Annotated in this window: 14 protein-coding genes; 4 read left to right on the forward strand and 10 right to left on the reverse strand. The window is 65.8% G+C overall.

What is annotated here, in order from left to right:
• Positions 1–85: 85 nt before the first annotated feature.
• Positions 86–583, forward strand: coding sequence for a pantetheine-phosphate adenylyltransferase (gene coaD / locus AC2FLM_RS21655; RefSeq protein ID WP_011047922.1), 498 nt, complete (start codon positions 86–88; stop codon positions 581–583).
• Between the two features lie 99 nt (positions 584–682).
• Here the strand turns inward: coaD and AC2FLM_RS21660 are convergent, their stop codons facing one another.
• Positions 683–826, reverse strand: a complete 144-nt coding sequence (locus AC2FLM_RS21660) for a hypothetical protein (protein WP_234218165.1) — start codon at positions 824–826, stop codon at positions 683–685.
• 75 nt (positions 827–901) lie between these two features.
• The gene (gap, locus tag AC2FLM_RS21665; RefSeq protein WP_496859913.1) at positions 902–1,903 is read right to left on the reverse strand and encodes a type I glyceraldehyde-3-phosphate dehydrogenase; all 1,002 of its coding nucleotides are present in this window, start codon (positions 1,901–1,903) and stop codon (positions 902–904) included.
• A 183-nt stretch (positions 1,904–2,086) separates the two neighbouring features.
• On the opposite strand from gap, the gene AC2FLM_RS21670 reads away from it, so the two are divergent.
• Entirely contained in the window at positions 2,087–3,067 is a 981-nt protein-coding gene (locus AC2FLM_RS21670; protein ID WP_496859914.1) for a DUF808 domain-containing protein, read from the forward strand.
• Between the two features lie 18 nt (positions 3,068–3,085).
• Here the strand turns inward: AC2FLM_RS21670 and AC2FLM_RS21675 are convergent, their stop codons facing one another.
• From AC2FLM_RS21675 to hutI, 7 genes are all read right to left on the reverse strand, one after another.
• A complete protein-coding gene (locus AC2FLM_RS21675) occupies positions 3,086–4,279 on the reverse strand; it encodes a diaminopropionate ammonia-lyase (RefSeq protein ID WP_496859915.1) in 1,194 nt (397 codons plus the stop codon).
• Positions 4,280–4,281: 2 nt separating this feature from the next.
• Complete coding sequence (locus AC2FLM_RS21680) at positions 4,282–5,424, reverse strand: amidohydrolase (protein WP_496859916.1); 1,143 nt, start codon at positions 5,422–5,424, stop codon at positions 4,282–4,284.
• Positions 5,425–5,551: 127 nt separating this feature from the next.
• Complete coding sequence (locus AC2FLM_RS21685) at positions 5,552–6,913, reverse strand: formimidoylglutamate deiminase (protein WP_496859917.1); 1,362 nt, start codon at positions 6,911–6,913, stop codon at positions 5,552–5,554.
• Positions 6,914–6,924: 11 nt separating this feature from the next.
• Positions 6,925–8,607, reverse strand: coding sequence for a urocanate hydratase (hutU, locus tag AC2FLM_RS21690; RefSeq protein ID WP_496859918.1), 1,683 nt, complete (start codon positions 8,605–8,607; stop codon positions 6,925–6,927).
• 2 nt (positions 8,608–8,609) lie between these two features.
• Entirely contained in the window at positions 8,610–9,425 is an 816-nt protein-coding gene (gene hutG, locus AC2FLM_RS21695; protein ID WP_234218159.1) for an N-formylglutamate deformylase, read from the reverse strand.
• Positions 9,422–10,960: a histidine ammonia-lyase gene (gene hutH / locus AC2FLM_RS21700; RefSeq protein WP_496859919.1), complete on the reverse strand. Its 1,539-nt coding sequence runs from the start codon at positions 10,958–10,960 to the stop codon at positions 9,422–9,424. The genes hutG and hutH overlap by 4 nt, the downstream gene beginning before the upstream one ends.
• A complete protein-coding gene (gene hutI / locus AC2FLM_RS21705) occupies positions 10,957–12,162 on the reverse strand; it encodes an imidazolonepropionase (protein ID WP_496859920.1) in 1,206 nt (401 codons plus the stop codon). The genes hutH and hutI overlap by 4 nt, the downstream gene beginning before the upstream one ends.
• Positions 12,163–12,330: 168 nt before the next feature.
• Here hutI and hutC point away from each other — a divergent pair, with 168 nt between their 5' ends.
• Positions 12,331–13,032, forward strand: coding sequence for a histidine utilization transcriptional repressor HutC (hutC, locus tag AC2FLM_RS21710; protein ID WP_234217357.1), 702 nt, complete (start codon positions 12,331–12,333; stop codon positions 13,030–13,032).
• A gap of 82 nt (positions 13,033–13,114) precedes the next feature.
• A complete protein-coding gene (locus AC2FLM_RS21715) occupies positions 13,115–13,579 on the forward strand; it encodes an Lrp/AsnC family transcriptional regulator (RefSeq protein WP_496826098.1) in 465 nt (154 codons plus the stop codon).
• 140 nt (positions 13,580–13,719) lie between these two features.
• Here the strand turns inward: AC2FLM_RS21715 and tkt are convergent, their stop codons facing one another.
• Positions 13,720–15,744 carry a transketolase gene (gene tkt, locus AC2FLM_RS21720; RefSeq protein WP_496859921.1) on the reverse strand — a complete coding sequence of 675 codons (2,025 nt, stop codon included), beginning with the start codon at positions 15,742–15,744 and terminating at the stop codon, positions 13,720–13,722.
• Positions 15,745–16,007: the final 263 nt, after the last annotated feature.

Genomic DNA, 16,007 nt, shown 5'->3' on the forward strand with positions numbered 1-16,007 from the left:
AACGCTTTGCCGCAGGTTGGAATGCTTGCACCTGCGGCAGAGATATGTTTGCTTGCGCAGCAAGATTATTGCGCAGGAGGCCCAGATGAGAGTGGCTTTGTATCCCGGTACCTTTGATCCGATCACCCTGGGTCACGTCGATATCATCCGCCGCGCCGCCGCGCTGGTGGACAAGCTGGTGATCGGGGTCGCGATCAACCGTGACAAGGGGCCGCTGTTCACGCTTGAAGAACGGGTCGCGATGATCGAGGCGGAATGTGCCGCGCTCAGCGCCGAGACCGGGACCGAGATCGTGGCGCATCCGTTCGAGAATCTGCTGATCGACTGCGCCCGCGACGTGGGCGCCCAGATCATCGTGCGAGGCCTGCGCGCGGTGGCCGATTTCGAATATGAATTCCAGATGGTCGGCATGAACCGCGCGCTGGATGACAGTGTCGAGACCGTGTTCCTGATGGCCGATGCCCGCCGCCAGGCGATTGCCTCGAAGCTGGTGAAGGAAATCGCGCGGCTGGGGGGCGACGTGTCGAAATTCGTGCCTCCCCGGGTCAATGATGCCCTCAAGGAGCGGCTGGGCAGGGCGTAAGCGTTCCGCCTCCTGCCGCTTTGTCCTGATGATTTGATACGAAATGGCCGCAACCGGGCCAAACGGGCATCCGGGTCGCAAGGCGATCCGGGGCGCGTCCTATCGCCAGAAGGCCAGCCATTCGAGCAGGTCGAACAGTTTCTTGCCCAGGAACAGCATGTGTTCGGTCCCGAACATCGCGAAATCCAGCATCGCGGCGCCCAGCAGGATGACACCCAGCCATATGGAGATCTGATTTGTCATGATGTCCCGGCTCCGACAGAAACGCCCGCCCAGATAACCTGAGCGGGCGTCTTGTCTCAAGAGGGTCAGCGGAAATCAGCCCAGACGGCCCATCGCCACCGCCACATCGGCCATACGGACCGAGAAACCCCATTCGTTGTCGTACCAGGCCAGCACGCGCACCATGCGGTTTTCCACCACGCGGGTCTGGTCGGGGGTAAAGATCGAGCTTTCGGGGGTGTGATTGAAATCGGTCGACACCAGCGGCGCGGGCTCGTAACCCAGCACGCCCTTCATCGGGCCACTTGCGGCGGCCTGAACGGCGGCGTTCACCTCGTCGGCACTCACGTCGCGCCCCGCGCGGAAGGTCAGGTCGACAGCCGAGACATTGGGCGTCGGCACCCGGATCGCCGATCCGTCCAGCCGCCCCTTGAGGTTCGGCAGCACCTCACCCAGCGCCTTGGCGGCGCCGGTCGAGGTGGGGATCATCGACATCGCGGCGGCACGGGCGCGATAGAGGTCCTTGTGGCGGCGGTCCAGCGTCGGCTGATCGCCAGTATAGGCGTGGATCGTCGTCATGATGCCGTGTTCGATGCCAAAGGCCTCGTCCAGCACCTTGGCCAGCGGCGCCAGGCAGTTGGTGGTGCAGGACCCGTTCGAGATCATGGTGTCGGCGGCGGTCAACTGGTCGTCGTTGACGCCGAACACGATGGTCTTGTCCACGTTCTTGCCGGGGGCGGACAGCAGCACCTTCTTGGCGCCGCGCTCCAGATGCACCTTGGCCTTGGCGCCATCGTTGAACTTGCCGGTGCATTCCAGCACCACGTCACAACCCGACCAGTCCAATTCGTTCAGGTCATAGGTCGAGAACATCTGCATGTCGCCCCGGCCCAGGTTCATGGTGCCGTCGCCGATGGTGACCTCACCCGGAAAACGACCATGCACGCTGTCATACTTGATCAGGTGGGCAGCGGTTTCCAGCGGACCGGTGGCGTTGACCTTGATCACCTCGATATCGTCGCGGCCCGAGGCTGCGATATGCGACAGGGTGCACCGACCGATACGGCCAAATCCGTTGATACCAACCTTGATGGTCATTCCGAAACTCCGACAGACGTGATTTTGACCCGCCATATAGACGGCGCGGCCAAGGGCAGAAAGGGCAAAACCGATTTATTTTGAGTGTGTTAGCGCAAACTTGGTCCGGTTGCGCTAACGCTTGCGGCCAACGGGCGATAGGATAGGGTGACCAGAACGCGGGCAGGATGAAAGGATGCAGGCATGAGCGGATTGCTGGCCCTTCTCGATGATGTGGCGGGAATTGCCAAGGTCGCGGCGGCCTCGGTCGACGATGTGGCGGCACAGGCGGCCAAGGCGGGCGCCAAGGCGGCGGGCGCGGTGATTGACGATGCGGCGGTGACGCCGAAATACGTGCATGGTTTTGCGCCCGCGCGCGAATTGCCGATCATCTGGAAGATCGCGCGCGGATCGATCCGCAACAAGTTGCTGATCCTGCTGCCTGCGGCGCTGATCCTCGCGAATTTCGCACCCTGGCTGATCGCGCCGCTGTTGATGTTGGGCGGGGCCTATCTGTGTTTCGAGGGGGCGGAAAAGGTCTATCACGTGCTGGTGCCGCATGACACCAGCCATGTGTTCAAGGAGGACGAGCCGGGCGACCCGCTGCATCTGGAAGAGGAAAAGGCCGCCGGGGCCATCAAGACCGATTTCATCCTGTCGGCCGAGATCATGACCATCATCCTCGCCGCCATTCCCGAAAGCGGTTTCTGGATGGAGGCGGCGACGCTTGCGGTGGCCGGGATCGGCATCACCGTGGCGGTCTATGGCTCGGTGGCACTGATCGTCAAGGCGGATGATGTCGGGCTTTATCTGGCTGAAAACGGACGGCTTGGCCCCACCCGCGCCTTTGGTCGGGGGCTGGTACGGGGGATGCCGGGCTTCATGCATCTGCTGACGGTGGTGGGCACGGCGGCGATGCTGTGGGTGGGCGGTTCCATCGTTATCCACGGGATGGAGGAGTTGGGCTTTGGCTGGCTCGGCCACCATATCCATGACCTCGCCTATGCTGCCGGACACGCGGTGCCCGCAGGCTGGACCGGCGCGGTGGAATGGATCGCCAAGGCGGCGCTGGACGGCATCTTTGGTCTGGCGCTTGGCTTTGTGCTGATCCCTCTGGCGACGCGTCTGATCGCGCCGCTCTGGCGCGTGGTCACCGGCAAGGGAGTGGATGCCAAGGGGCACTGAGTGCCCCTTGGACAGGGTTCAGGCCATATCCTCGCCCGCCATGATCCGGGCATAGATCTCGGGGTCGGTGATCCCTTCGGAACCGATCAGCAGTACCCGCGCGTTCTCGTCCAGCCCGAGCGCGGCGCTGAGCGCGGTATCGCTGCGCGCGGCGATGAGCGCAGCCAGCCCGGCCACGGCGCTTTCCCCTGCTTCGACCGCCGGGTCGTTCCCCAGCGGATGCGCCAGCAGCCGCACGGTCGGCGCCACCAGCGTATCGGGGATGGTCAGGTAATCGCGGGCCTCTTCGGCCAGGATTGCCCAGGCCAGCGGCGAGGGTTCGCCGCAGGACAGGCCCGCCATGATGGTCTCTTCGGCGATTTCGACGGCAGTGGCCGCCCCGGCGCGCGCACTTTCATAAAGACAGGCGGCGCGGTCGGGTTCGACAACAACGACACGCGGCGCCGCCTCGCCCCAATGCTGCACCAGCGCGGCGGTCACCCCGGCAGCCAGCCCGCCGACACCGCCCTGAAGAAAGACATGGGTGGGCGCCCGGTCCATCTCGCGGCAGATCTCGCGCACCATCACGCCATAGCCCGCCATCACATCGCGCGGCGGATCGGTATAGCCGGGCCACGAGGTGTCCGAGACCACGAACCAGCCATGCGCCTCGGCCTCGTCCTTGGCCGTGCGCACCGATGCGTCGTAATCGCCGTCGATGCGGATCACCTCGGCGCCCAGATCGCGCATCGCCTGCGCGCGGCCCTCGCTGACCTCGGCATGGATATAGATGCGACAGGGTGCGCCAAAGCGCTGACAGCCCCAGGCCAGCGAGCGGCCGTGGTTGCCATCGGTGGCGGAAACCAGCGTGATCCCGGCCACCGCGTCGCGATGCTTGCCCGCGCGGATATCGGCCAGTTCGACCTGCGCGCCGGTGCGGCGGGCAATCTCGCGTTGCAACACGCCGAGGGCCGCATAGGCGCCGCCAAGCGCCTTGAAACTGCCCAGGCCAAAGCGCGGGCCTTCGTGCTTGTAGCGGATCTCATCGACGCCGATCGCCTGTGCCAGCGCCGACAGCGCCACCAGCGGGGTCGGGGCATAACCGTCCCATTGGGTGATCTCACCCTCGGCGGCGTCGAAATCCTGTGGCGACAGCACCCGGTGGGCGGCATCTCCCCAGGTGGGAGAACAAGAGACATGGCCCAGATGGGCGGCGGGCAGAAGGTCTTTCATTTTCAGTCCTTTCTTTGCGGCAGCCGGTCCCGCACCAGTGCCGCCCAGAAGGCGGCCCCGATCGGCAGCAGCGCGTCGTTGAAATCGTAATCCGAGGCATGCAGGGGCTTGGCATGGGCGCCCTCGGTCCCGTTGCCCATCAGCAGGAAGCAGCCGGGTACGGCGGCGGTGAAATGGGCGAAATCCTCGGAGAAACTCATCGGCTCACGGTTGCCCTCGGCCTCCAGCCCCGCCGCGCGGGCGGCGCGGCAGACCGCCTGTGCCGGTTCTGGCGCGTTCATCGTCTCGACGAACTGGGTGTCGAAGTCGACCGCGACGCGAACCCCATGCGCCGCCGCCACGCCGCGCGCGATCTGCTCCATGAAACGCTGGATTTCGGCGCGATCCTGGGGCGCGCGGGCGCGAAAATCGCCCTTGAGCGTGGCATGACCCGGCAGCACGTTGCGCTGGCCATTGGTCAGGAACTCGGTCACCGAGATCACCGCGCCCGAGGCGGGCGCCAACTTGCGCGCCACAACGGTTTGCAGCGCGGTCACCATCTCGGCCCCCACGGTGATCGCATCGACCCCGGCCTGCGGCATCGAGGCATGGCCGCCCTGTCCGGTGATGTCGATCTGGAACAGCGTCTCGCTGTTGCAGATCAGGCCGGGCCGGGTCGAGACATGGCCAAGCGGGGCGCCGGGCAGGTTGTGGATAGCATAGACCTCGTCGATGGGAAACCGCTCCAGCACGCCTTCGTCGATCATCGCGCGCGCGCCCAGCCCGTGCTCTTCGGCGGGCTGGAACAGGAACACCACGGTGCCGTCGAAATCGGCGGCGCGCGCAAGCTCCTCGGCGGCGCCCAGCAACATGGTCATATGCCCGTCATGGCCGCAGGCATGCATCACGCCGGGAGTGGTCGAGACATGGTCATGGCTGGTGGTCTCGGTGATCGGCAGCGCGTCCATGTCGGCGCGCAGCCCGATGGCGCGATTGCCGCTGCCCGCACGCAGCACGCCGACCACGCCCGCGCCCTCGTGCACCTCGATCCCGAGAGCGCGCAGATGCGCCGCCACCACCGCCTTGGTCCGGGTCTCGGCCAGGCCAAGCTCGGGGTGGCGGTGCAGGTCGTGCCTGAATTGGGTCAGCCGCGCGGCGAAATCCATCCTGTCGACTCCGGTTGGGGTTCTGACGCAGGATAGGCGGAATCTGTGCGTGTGTTACATCGTGCTTCGGAGGGTGATGCTAAATTTTTTTCGCGTCTTGGCTGATGGTGATCTGGTTTTTGCGTTTTCAGATCCGCGAGAGCAGGTCGCGCAGGACCGCGCCATAGCGGCGGGCGATTGCGTCCTCTCCCACATGCCGACCCGCGCGCACCTGATGGCGGCCCGCCGACCAGAGATCGGTCACCACCCGGTCGCCAGCGGCAAAGATCAGCCCGTCCAGCAACTGGCCCGGTTCCAGCGCGCAGAGCGCTGGCGCATTGCTGTCGATGGCGACCAGATCGGCCAGGGCGCCGGGCGCGATCTCTCCGGCCCGGCGATCCAGCGCGCGGGCGCCGCCGCGCCCGGCCCCCAGATAGAGCGCCGCGCCCGTCGACCCTTCGGCACCGGCCAGCACGTTGCGTTCGCGGTCACGCAGCCGCTGGGAGTATTCCAGAAGCCGCAACTCTTCGGTCAGGGAAATCAATATGTTGGAATCCGATCCTACACCAAATGCACCGCCCGTTTCGAAATAGGTTACCCCGTTGAAGATGCCGTCCCCCAGATTGGCCTCGGTGATCGGGCACAGGCCCGCAACCGCGCCGGTGGCCGCCATGGCGCGGGTCTCGGCATCGGTCATATGGGTGGCGTGGATCAGGCACCAGCGCGGCCCGACCGCCGCGTTGTTCAGCAGCCAGTCGACCGGGCGGGCGCCATAGGCGGCCTTGATCTCTTCGACCTCGCGGGTCTGTTCGGCGATGTGGATATGCACCGGCCCGTCCGGGTAGCGCGCCGCGACCTCGGCCAGATCGGCGGCGGACACCGCGCGCAGTGAATGCGGCGCAATGCCGACACGGGCATCGGCGGGCAGGGTGCTTGCATGGGCGCGGGCGCCTTCGACAAGGGTGCAATAGGCGTCAAGCTCGTTGCCGAAACGCAATTGCCCGCCTGCGAGCGCGCGCCCATCGGCGCCGCCATGGGTATAGAGGACCGGGAGCAAGGTCAGGCCGATGCCGGTTTCCGCCGCTGCCTGCACGATCCGGGCCGACATCTCGGCCCTGTCGTCATAGGGCCCGCCGCCGGGGCGGTGATGCAGGTAATGGAACTCGCCCACCGCCGCATAGCCCGCCTTTTGCATCTCGACAAAGGTCTGGGCGGCAATCGCCGCCACATGCTCGGGCGTCAACCGGTCGAGAAAGCGGTACATCAGCTCGCGCCAGGTCCAGAAGCTTTCGCGCCCCCGGCTGCGATACTCGGTCATTCCCGCCATCGCCCGCTGAAAACTGTGGCTGTGCAGGTTGCCCGGCGCGGGCAACAGCGTGTCGACCCGCACATCGCCCGGCAGCGGCGCGCTGTCCGGCTCGACCGAGGCGATATGCAGCCCGTCAAGCGTGACGCGGGCGTCAGACAGCCAGCCCTTGGGGCCAAGCAGGCGATTGGCGAAAACAGTCATCCGCGCGCGCCCTAATTACCCAGGATGCCCGGCAGGCGCAGCCCGTGTTGGCGGGCGCAGTCGAGCGCGGTCTCATAGCCCGCATCGGCATGGCGCCAGACGCCGCTGGCGGGGTCGTTCCACAGCACCCGTTCCAGCCGGCGGGCGGCCTCGGGCGTGCCATCGGCGCAGATCACCACGCCCGCATGTTGGGAAAAGCCCATGCCGACGCCGCCGCCGTGATGCAGGCTGACCCAGGTGGCGCCCGAGGCGGTGTTGACCAGCGCGTTCAACAGCGGCCAGTCGCTGACCGCGTCCGAGCCGTCGCGCATCGCTTCGGTCTCGCGGTTGGGCGAGGCGACCGAGCCGCTGTCGAGGTGGTCGCGCCCGATCACTACCGGTGCCTTCAACTCGCCACTGGCCACCATCTCGTTAAAGGCAAGGCCCGCCTTGTGCCGGTCGCCAAGGCCGATCCAGCAGATGCGCGCGGGCAGGCCCTGAAAGGCGATGCGCTCCTGTGCCATGTCCAGCCAGTTGTGCAGATGGGTGTTGTCGGGAAACAGTTCCTTCATCTTGGCGTCGGTCTTCAGGATATCCTCGGGGTCGCCCGACAGGGCGCACCAGCGGAACGGGCCGATCCCCTTGCAGAACAAGGGCCGGATATAGGCGGGGACAAAACCGGGAAAGGCAAAGGCGTTTTCCAGCCCCTCATCCTGCGCCACCTGGCGGATGTTGTTGCCGTAATCCAGCGTCGGCACGCCTGCGTTCCAGAAATCGACCATCGCGGCCACATGCTGTTTCATCGAGGCGCGGGCGGCTTTCTCCACCGCTTTGGGGTCGCTCTCGCGCTTGTCCTTCCATTCCGCCATGGTCCAGCCCAGCGGCAGGTAGCCGTTGATCGGGTCATGGGCGCTGGTCTGGTCGGTGACGATGTCGGGGCGCAGTCCGCCCGCCTGCATGCGGGCGTAGATCTCGGGGAAAATCTCGGCCGCATTGCCCAAGAGCCCCACGGATTTCGCCTCGCCCGCCTGGGTCCAGCGGTCGATCATGGCCAGCGCCTCGTCCAGGGTCTCGGCTTTTTCATCCAGGTACCTGGTGCGCAGGCGGAAATCGATGCTGTCGGGGTTGCATTCGACCGCCAGGCAGCAGGCCCCCGCAAAGACGGCGGCCAGCGGCTGCGCCCCGCCCATGCCGCCCAGACCCCCGGTCAGGATCCAGCGGCCGGTCAGGTCGCCGCCGTAATGCTGGCGCCCGGCCTCGGCAAAGGTCTCATACGTGCCCTGAACGATGCCCTGGGTGCCGATATAGATCCAGGACCCGGCGGTCATCTGGCCGTACATCATCAGGCCCTTCTTATCGAGCGCGTTGAAGTGATCCCAGTTGGCCCAATGCGGCACCAGGTTGGAATTGGCGATCAGCACGCGGGGCGCGTCGGCATGGGTGCGCACCACCGCGACCGGCTTGCCGGATTGCACCACCAGCGTCTCGTCGGATTCGAGGTCTTTTAGCGTGGCGACGATGGTGTCGAAATCGCTCCATGTGCGGGCCGCGCGGCCGATGCCGCCATAGACCACCAGCTCATGCGGGTTCTCGGCCACATCCGGGTGCAGGTTGTTCATCAGCATCCGCATGGCGGCCTCGGTCTGCCAGCTCTTTGCGGTCCGCTCAGGTCCGGTGGGCGGATAGACGTCGCGGGTGTTCTTGCGGTCAAGCATGATCAGGCTCCTCTGGGGCTGCTCAGGCGCCCGGACAGCGCCAGTGTTTCGAGTTGGGTCAGAATTTCGGCCAGCACCGGGCGCAGGCGGTCGGCGCGCTCGGTCCGATAGGTCCAGGGAGCGGCCTCGTCCATATAGGCGCGCTGCGCGGTTTCCATCTGGATGGCGTGTTGGCCGGTCTCGGGCTGCCCGTAATGGCGGGTGGTCCAGCCGCCCTTGAAGCGGCCGTTCAGAACGGTCTGATCCGGGTCGGCGGCGCGGCAGGTTTCAAGCGTCGCCGCCTCGATCCCGGGGGCGCAGGTGGTGCCATTGTTGGTGCCGATATTGAATATCGGCAGGGTGCCCGCAAACAGGAACGGAATGTCGGACCGGATCGAGTGGCAATCATAGAGCACCGCCACCCCGTGCCGGTCGCGGGCGCGCTCCAGCGCCTCTGCCAATGCGGCGTGATAGGGGGCGTGATAGGTGGCGCGGCGTTCTGCGATCTCGTCGGCGTCGGGCGCTTGTCCCGGCAGCCAGATGTCATGCCCGTCGAAATCGGTGGTGGGACAGAGCGTGGTGGTGTTCTGTCCGGGATAGAGCGAGACGCCAGCGGGGTCCCGATTGGCGTCGATCACATAGCGGTGCACGGTCGATCTAACGATGGTCGCGCCGGGCAGCAGACCGGCATAGAGCCGGTCGATATGCCAGTCGGTATCGCTCAGCCCCTGACCGCGCGGGTTCAGCCGGGCGTGGATCGCATCGGGCACAAAGGTGCCGCCATGCGGCATGCCCAGCACCACCGGGCCGTCGCCCCGGATCACCTCGACCGGCGTCATGGCCGCAGCCCGCCCATGTCGATCCCCACCGCATCGAGGAGCGCACCGGCGCCGACCAGCCGCGCCGCGGTCTCGATCTCGGGCGCCATGTAACGGTCTTCCTCCAGCCGGGGCACCTCGGCGCGCAGCCGCGCGACCGCAGCTTGCAGCGCGGTGCTGGTCTGCAAGGGCGCGCGGAACTCGATGCCTTGCGCGGCGCAAAGAAGCTCGACGCCGAGGATGTAATGCAGGTTCTCGACCATCCGGCCCAGCCGCACCGCCCCATGCGCGGCCATGGAGACGTGATCCTCCTGATTGGCGCTGGTGGGGGTGCTGTCGGTGACGCAGGGATTGGCCAGATGCTTGTTCTCGCTCATCAGCGCGGCGGTGGTGACCTCGGCGATCATCAGGCCGGAATTCAGCCCCGGTTTCGGGGTCAGGAAAGGCGGCAGATCGAAACTGAGCGTCGGATCCACCATCAGCGCCACCCGGCGTTGCGCGATGGCGCCGATCTCGGACAGGGCCAGTGCGATCAGATCGGCGGCAAAGCCCACCGGCTCGGCGTGGAAATTGCCGCCCGAGACGATCATGTCCGCCTCGGCCAGCACCAGCGGGTTGTCGGTGGCGGCATTGGCCTCGATCTCCAGCGTCTGGGCGGCCTGGCGCAGCACGTCCATGGCGGCACCGGTCACCTGCGGCTGGCAGCGGATGCAATAGGGGTCCTGCACCCGGGTGTCGCCCTCGCGATGGCTTTCGCGGATCTCCGAGCCGTCGAGCAGCGCCCGCATCCGGGCGGCGGCGTCGATCTGGCCGCGATGGCCGCGCAGGGCGTGGATTTCGGGTTGCAGGGGCGCGGTCGACCCCATGATCGCATCGGTGGACAGCGCCGCCGTCACCAGCGAGGAGGTCGCCGCGCGCCAGGCACCGAACAGGCCCGCCAGCGCGAATGCGGTGGAAAACTGGGTGCCGTTGATAAAGGCCAGCCCCTCCTTGGGCCCCAGCGGAATGGGGGTCAGGCCGGCACGTGCCAATGCCTCGGCGCCGGGCAGGCGTTCGCCCTGGTATTCGGCCTCGCCTGCGCCGATGATCACCGCCGTCATATGGGCCAGCGGCGCCAGATCGCCCGAGGCCCCGACAGAACCCTGCACCGGGATCACCGGGGTGACATCGCGCGCCAGCATCTCCTGAAGCAGCGTGATCAGCTCCCAGCGCACGCCCGAGGCGCCGCGCCCCAGCGACAGCAGTTTCAACACCATCATCAGCCGGGCCATGCGGCGCGGGATCGGGGCGCCGACGCCGCAGCAATGGGACAGGATCAGGTTGCGTTGCAGGGTGGCGGTGTCCTGCGGCACGACCTTGAGGCTGGCCAGTTTGCCAAAGCCCGTATTCACGCCATAGACCGGCGCATCGCCCGCTGCCGCCGCCTGAATGCGCGCCGCCGCCGCCTCGACCGCCGGGCGGCAGGCGGGGTCGAGCCGCGCCGGGCTTTCGTCGAAATAGATCTGCGCCAGTTGCTCGAGCGTGGCAGAGCCGGGGGTGAGGGTCAGGGCGGTCACAAGGTGCCTCCGATGATGCGTTTGTAAAGCGGGTTGAACCCGATGCGATAGGCGAGTTCCGCCGGGTGAGCCACGTTCCAGACCGCCAGATCGGCGCGCTGGCCCGGGGCCAGCGTGCCCCGGTCGATCATACCCAGCGCGCGCGCGGCATTGCGGGTGGCGCCTGCCAGCGCCTCTTCGGGTGTCAGGCGGAACAGGGTGCAGGCCATGTTCATCGCCAAAAGCAGCGAGGTCATCGGAGAGGATCCGGGGTTGGCATCGGTCGAGACCGCCATCGGCACGCCATGTTCGCGCAACAGCGCGATGGGCGGCTTTTGCGTTTCGTTCAGGGTATAGAACGCACCGGGCAGGATCACCGCCGTCATCCCGGCCCGTGCCATGGCCACCACGCCCTCCTCGTCGAGATACTCGATATGGTCGGCCGAGAGCGCGCCGTAAGAGGCGGCGAGTTTGGCCCCGCCCAGATTGGAGAGCTGTTCGGCATGCAGCTTCACCGGCAGACCAAGATCGCGGGCCACGTCAAAGACGCGGGCGATCTGGGCAGGGTCAAAGGCGATGCCCTCGCAGAACCCGTCCACCGCGTCCACCAGCCCCTCGGCATGGGCGGCGCGCAGGGCGGGGATTGCCACGGTGTCGATATAGGCATCCGCCCGTCCGGCATAGTCCGCCGGCACCGCATGGGCGCCGAGAAAGCTGGTGCGGATGGTCACGTCACGGTGCTGGCCCAGCGCGCGGGCGGCGCGCAGCATGCGCAGTTCGGTCTCGGTGTCCAGCCCATAGCCGGATTTCACCTCGATCACCGCCACGCCCTCGGCGATCATCGCATCGACACGGGGCAGGGCGCTGGCGACCAGTTCGGCCTCGGTGGCGGTGCGGGTGGCCGTCACGGTCGAGACGATGCCGCCGCCCGCACGCGCGACCTCTTCATAGGTGGCCCCTTGCAGCCGCATTTCGAATTCCGATGCCCGGTTGCCGCCAAACACGATATGGGTGTGACAGTCGATCAACGCGGGCGTCACCAGCCGTCCGCCCAGATCGTGGCCGGGCAGGGTGGCGAACCGCGCGGACAGGTCGGCACGTGGCCCGGCCCACAGGATATGCCCGTCCTCGGCCACCAGCGCGGCGTGGTGGATCAGCCCATAGGGAGCGGCGTCGGCCGCCATGGTCGCGAGGGTACAGTTCTGAAACAGGGCGATTGACATTGGGGCAGCCTGGTTGATTTTACCCCCTCACATGTATGAGTAATAGTTTTTTATGTCCAGTCATAATATGGGGCGCGAGCGCGCTTCTCACCCTTTTTGCGCTGTTCAGCACGCGCGCCAATTTGTATACGTAAATTCCTAATTGCGCAGATTTATAAGGGCAGGGAGATGGGCGAGGAGACGCGGGTCAGCTATCAGGAAATCAAGGCCCGCGTCCTGGCGGCGATCCGCGACAACACCTGGCCGCCGGGCGCGATGCTGCCGGGCGAGGTGGCGCTGGCCGAGGAATATGGCTGCGCGCGTGCGACCGTCAACCGGGCCATGCGCGAACTTGCCGAAGAGGGGATCGTCGAGCGCAAGCGCAAGGCGGGCACGCGGGTCAAGCTGGCTCCGGTCCGGCAGGCGCGTTTCGCGATCCCGGTGGTGCGCGAAGAGATCGAGAGCACAGGTGCCACCTATCGCTATGCGCTGGTCAGCCGCTCCGAAGAGGCCGCGCCGAACTGGCTCTGTGCGCAGTTGGGGCTGTCCGCACAGGACCGGGTCTTGCATCTGGTCTGCATGCACTACGCCGACGAGCGGCCCTTTCAGCTGGAACAGCGTTGGATCAACCTGAGTACGGTGCCGCAGGCGGAGCACAAGGATTTCACCCAGATCGGCCCCAATGAATGGCTGGTCAGCGAGGTGCCGTTCACCGATATCCGGCTCAGTTTCTCGGCCTGTCGGGGCAACCGCGAAACGGCCGAGTTTCTGGGCGGCAACGAGACCGACGCCCATTTCACGGTGGAGCGGGTGACCTGGCTGGGCGAGCGACCGGTGACCTATGCCCGGCTGCTGTTCCATTCGGGCTATCGCATGACCACGATGTTATGACACGATACGACGATGGGATCTCGTCGGATTTCGTGCTAGCCGGAAGGCCATTGCCGCAATTCGATCAGAAAGCCGGACTGCCATGTCTCATCCCCTGGACGCCGCCGACCTGACCATTCTGCGCAGCCTGCAAGAGGATTGCCGGCTGGGGCTGGAAGAGCTGGCGCATCGCTGCGCGCTGTCGGTGCCTTCGGTGCAGCGTCGGTTGAAGCGGCTGCGTGAGGCAGGCTTGATCGAAAAGGAAATCGCCGTTCTCGATCCGGCGGGGTTCGACTGGAAGATGACCTTTGTGGTGATGGTCGAACTGGAGCGGGAATCGCTTCAGCAACTCGATCTGTTTCGCAAAAGGGCCAAGGCCGAGCCGCAGGTTCAGCAATGTTACTATGTCACCGGCGAGGCGGATTTCATCCTGATCTGCACCGCACGTGACATGCAGGATTTCGAAGCGCTGACCCATCGGTTGTTCTTCGAGGATTCGAATGTCCGGCGTTTCCGCACCTCGGTGGCGATGGACCGGACAAAGGTGACGCTCAGCCTGCCGATCTGAGCGGCGCCGTTTTCTTGCAAAGAAAACGGGACGGAAAACAGGTGTTTTCCGGGCCGGAATTTCCGCGAAATTCCGGCGGCGTCGCTCTACGGAAAAGGGGCGCGGTCACCCGCGCTCCCTGTGTCTTTTCCGGATCAGCCTCAGCCCAGCAGGTCCTTGACCTTCGCGACAGTTGCAGCGGCGGTGATGCCGAACTTCTCATAGAGCTCTTCGGCGGGGGCCGAGGCGCCAAATCCGGTCATGCCGACAAAGCCCGCCTTGGCCTCGCGTCCGCGCTCGCCCAGCAGCCAGCGGTCCCAGCCGCCTGCACGAACCGCGGCCTCGATGCCGACGCGGACCGGGCCTGCGGGCAGGACGCGCTTGCGATAGGCTTCGTCCTGCTCGGCAAAAAGTTCCATGCAGGGCATCGACACCACGCGGGTGCCAATCCCTTCGGCCTCGAGCGTTGCGCGGGCCTGCATGGCGATCTCGACCTCGGACCCGGTGGCGATCAGGATCACCTGACGCTTGCCCGCGCTTGCATCGGCCAGCACATAGGCGCCCTGCGCGCTGAGGTTCTTGGTCTTGTGCTCGGTGCGCAGGGTGGGCAGGTTCTGGCGCGTCAGCGACAGGACCGAGGGGCTCTGCTGGAAGGTCAGTGCAAGTTCCCAGGCCTCGGCGGTTTCCACCGTGTCGGCGGGGCGGAACACATAGGTGTTGGGGGTTGCGCGGCTGATCGCCAGATGCTCCACCGGCTGGTGGGTTGGACCATCCTCGCCCAGGCCGATCGAGTCATGCGTCATCACAAAGACCGACGGGATCTTCATCAGCGCGGCCAGGCGCATCGCCGGGCGGGCATAGTCGGTAAAGCACATGAAGGTACCGCCATAGGGGCGGATGCCACCATGCAGCGCCATGCCGTTCATCGCCGCCGCCATGCCATGTTCGCGAATACCCCAGTGGATATAGCGGCCCTTGCGGTTTTCCGGCAGGAAGATGCCCAGATCGGCGGTCTTGGTGTTGTTCGAGCCGGTCAGGTCGGCCGAGCCACCGACGGTCTCGGTCATGATCGGGTTGACGACCTTCAGCACCTCTTCCGAGCTTTTGCGGGTGGCCCATTTGGGCTGCTCTTCCGAGACCTGCTTTTTCAGCGCGCGGATGGCACCGGCCAGCTTCTTGGGCGCCTCGAAGGCATAGGCGCGGGTGAACTCGGCCTGCTTGCGCTCGCTCAGCTCGGCAAAGCGGGCTTCCCAGGCGGCGCGCTCGGCGGCGCCCCGGCTGCCGATGGCTTCCCAGGCGGATTTCACGTCCGAAGGCACCTCGAAGGGTCCATGCGCCCAGCCATAGGCCTCTTTCGCGGCCAGAAGCTGGCCTTGGTCGGTCAGCGCGCCATGACCCTTGGAGGTGTCCTGTGCCGCGTGGCCGAGCGCGATATGGGTCTTGCAGGCGATCATCGTGGGCTTATTCGAACCCTTGGCCTGGGTCAGAGCGGCGTCGATGGCGGCCGGATCGTGACCGTCGATCTCGATCACATGCCAGCCCGAGGCGGCAAAGCGGCGAACCTGGTCGGTGCGGTCGGCGATATCGACGGTGCCGTCGATGGTGATGTTGTTGTTGTCCCACAGGACGACCAGCTTGCTCAACTCCAGACGCCCGGCAAGACCGATCGCTTCCTGGCTGACGCCTTCCATCAGGCAGCCGTCACCGGCGATCACATAGGTGTAATGGTCGACGACCTTCTTGCCGTATTGCGCGCGCTGGATTTCCTCGGCGATGGCAAAGCCCACGGCGTTCGAGATGCCCTGACCCAGAGGGCCGGTGGTGGTCTCGATTCCCTTGGCCAGGAAATTCTCGGGGTGGCCGGCGGTCTTGGCACCCATCTGGCGGAAGTTCTTGATCTCCTCCAGCGTGATCTCGGGATTGCCGGTGAGATAGAGCAGCGAATAGAGCAGCATCGAGCCATGGCCGGCCGACAGGATGAACCGGTCGCGGTCGGGCCAGGTGGGATTGGCGGCGTCGAATTTCAGGTGCTTTTCGAACAGCACGGTGGCGACATCAGCCATGCCCATCGGCATGCCGGAATGGCCGGAATTCGCCGCCGCGATGGCATCCAGCGTCAGGGCGCGGATGGCGGTGGCCTTGGTCCAGTGGTCGGGGTTCGCAGTGCGCAGCGCAGTCAGGTCCACGAGGCTTTGTCCTTTGGGTTTCGGGCGGATTGCGCGCTCAATACCACTCACCCCTCAAAGTTCAAGCCAAACAGGGTTTTCGTGAGGGAAGCTACATCAGAAGCCGCCGACAAGTCGTTGAAAGCAATGATGGGGGGTATTTTCCCCGTCATTTGGTTAGACTACTGCTATTCATCCCGGCATCCGATTCGGTCGTTCCCCACGGGGCCGGTCGGGACCGGGCAGAGAGAAGCCGTAAACAACACGCGCATCACAAAGGTGAG

Source organism: Ruegeria sp. SAZD011 (assembly GCF_059612545.1).

Excerpts from the sequence above, each read along its gene's own strand:
- AC2FLM_RS21685 (WP_496859917.1), bottom strand. The coding sequence starts at position 6,913 with ATGACTGTTTTCGCCAATCGCCTGCTTGGCCCCAAGGGCTGGCTGTCT.
- gap (WP_496859913.1), bottom strand. The coding sequence starts at position 1,903 with ATGACCATCAAGGTTGGTATCAACGGATTTGGCCGTATCGGTCGGTGC.
- hutG (WP_234218159.1), bottom strand. The coding sequence starts at position 9,425 with ATGACGCCGGTCGAGGTGATCCGGGGCGACGGCCCGGTGGTGCTGGGC.
- AC2FLM_RS21660 (WP_234218165.1), bottom strand. The coding sequence starts at position 826 with ATGACAAATCAGATCTCCATATGGCTGGGTGTCATCCTGCTGGGCGCC.
- AC2FLM_RS21680 (WP_496859916.1), bottom strand. The coding sequence starts at position 5,424 with ATGGATTTCGCCGCGCGGCTGACCCAATTCAGGCACGACCTGCACCGC.
- AC2FLM_RS21675 (WP_496859915.1), bottom strand. The coding sequence starts at position 4,279 with ATGAAAGACCTTCTGCCCGCCGCCCATCTGGGCCATGTCTCTTGTTCT.
- hutU (WP_496859918.1), bottom strand. The coding sequence starts at position 8,607 with ATGCTTGACCGCAAGAACACCCGCGACGTCTATCCGCCCACCGGACCT.
- AC2FLM_RS21670 (WP_496859914.1), top strand. The coding sequence starts at position 2,087 with ATGAGCGGATTGCTGGCCCTTCTCGATGATGTGGCGGGAATTGCCAAG.
- hutC (WP_234217357.1), top strand. The coding sequence starts at position 12,331 with ATGGGCGAGGAGACGCGGGTCAGCTATCAGGAAATCAAGGCCCGCGTC.
- hutI (WP_496859920.1), bottom strand. The coding sequence starts at position 12,162 with ATGTCAATCGCCCTGTTTCAGAACTGTACCCTCGCGACCATGGCGGCC.
- coaD (WP_011047922.1), top strand. The coding sequence starts at position 86 with ATGAGAGTGGCTTTGTATCCCGGTACCTTTGATCCGATCACCCTGGGT.
- AC2FLM_RS21715 (WP_496826098.1), top strand. The coding sequence starts at position 13,115 with ATGTCTCATCCCCTGGACGCCGCCGACCTGACCATTCTGCGCAGCCTG.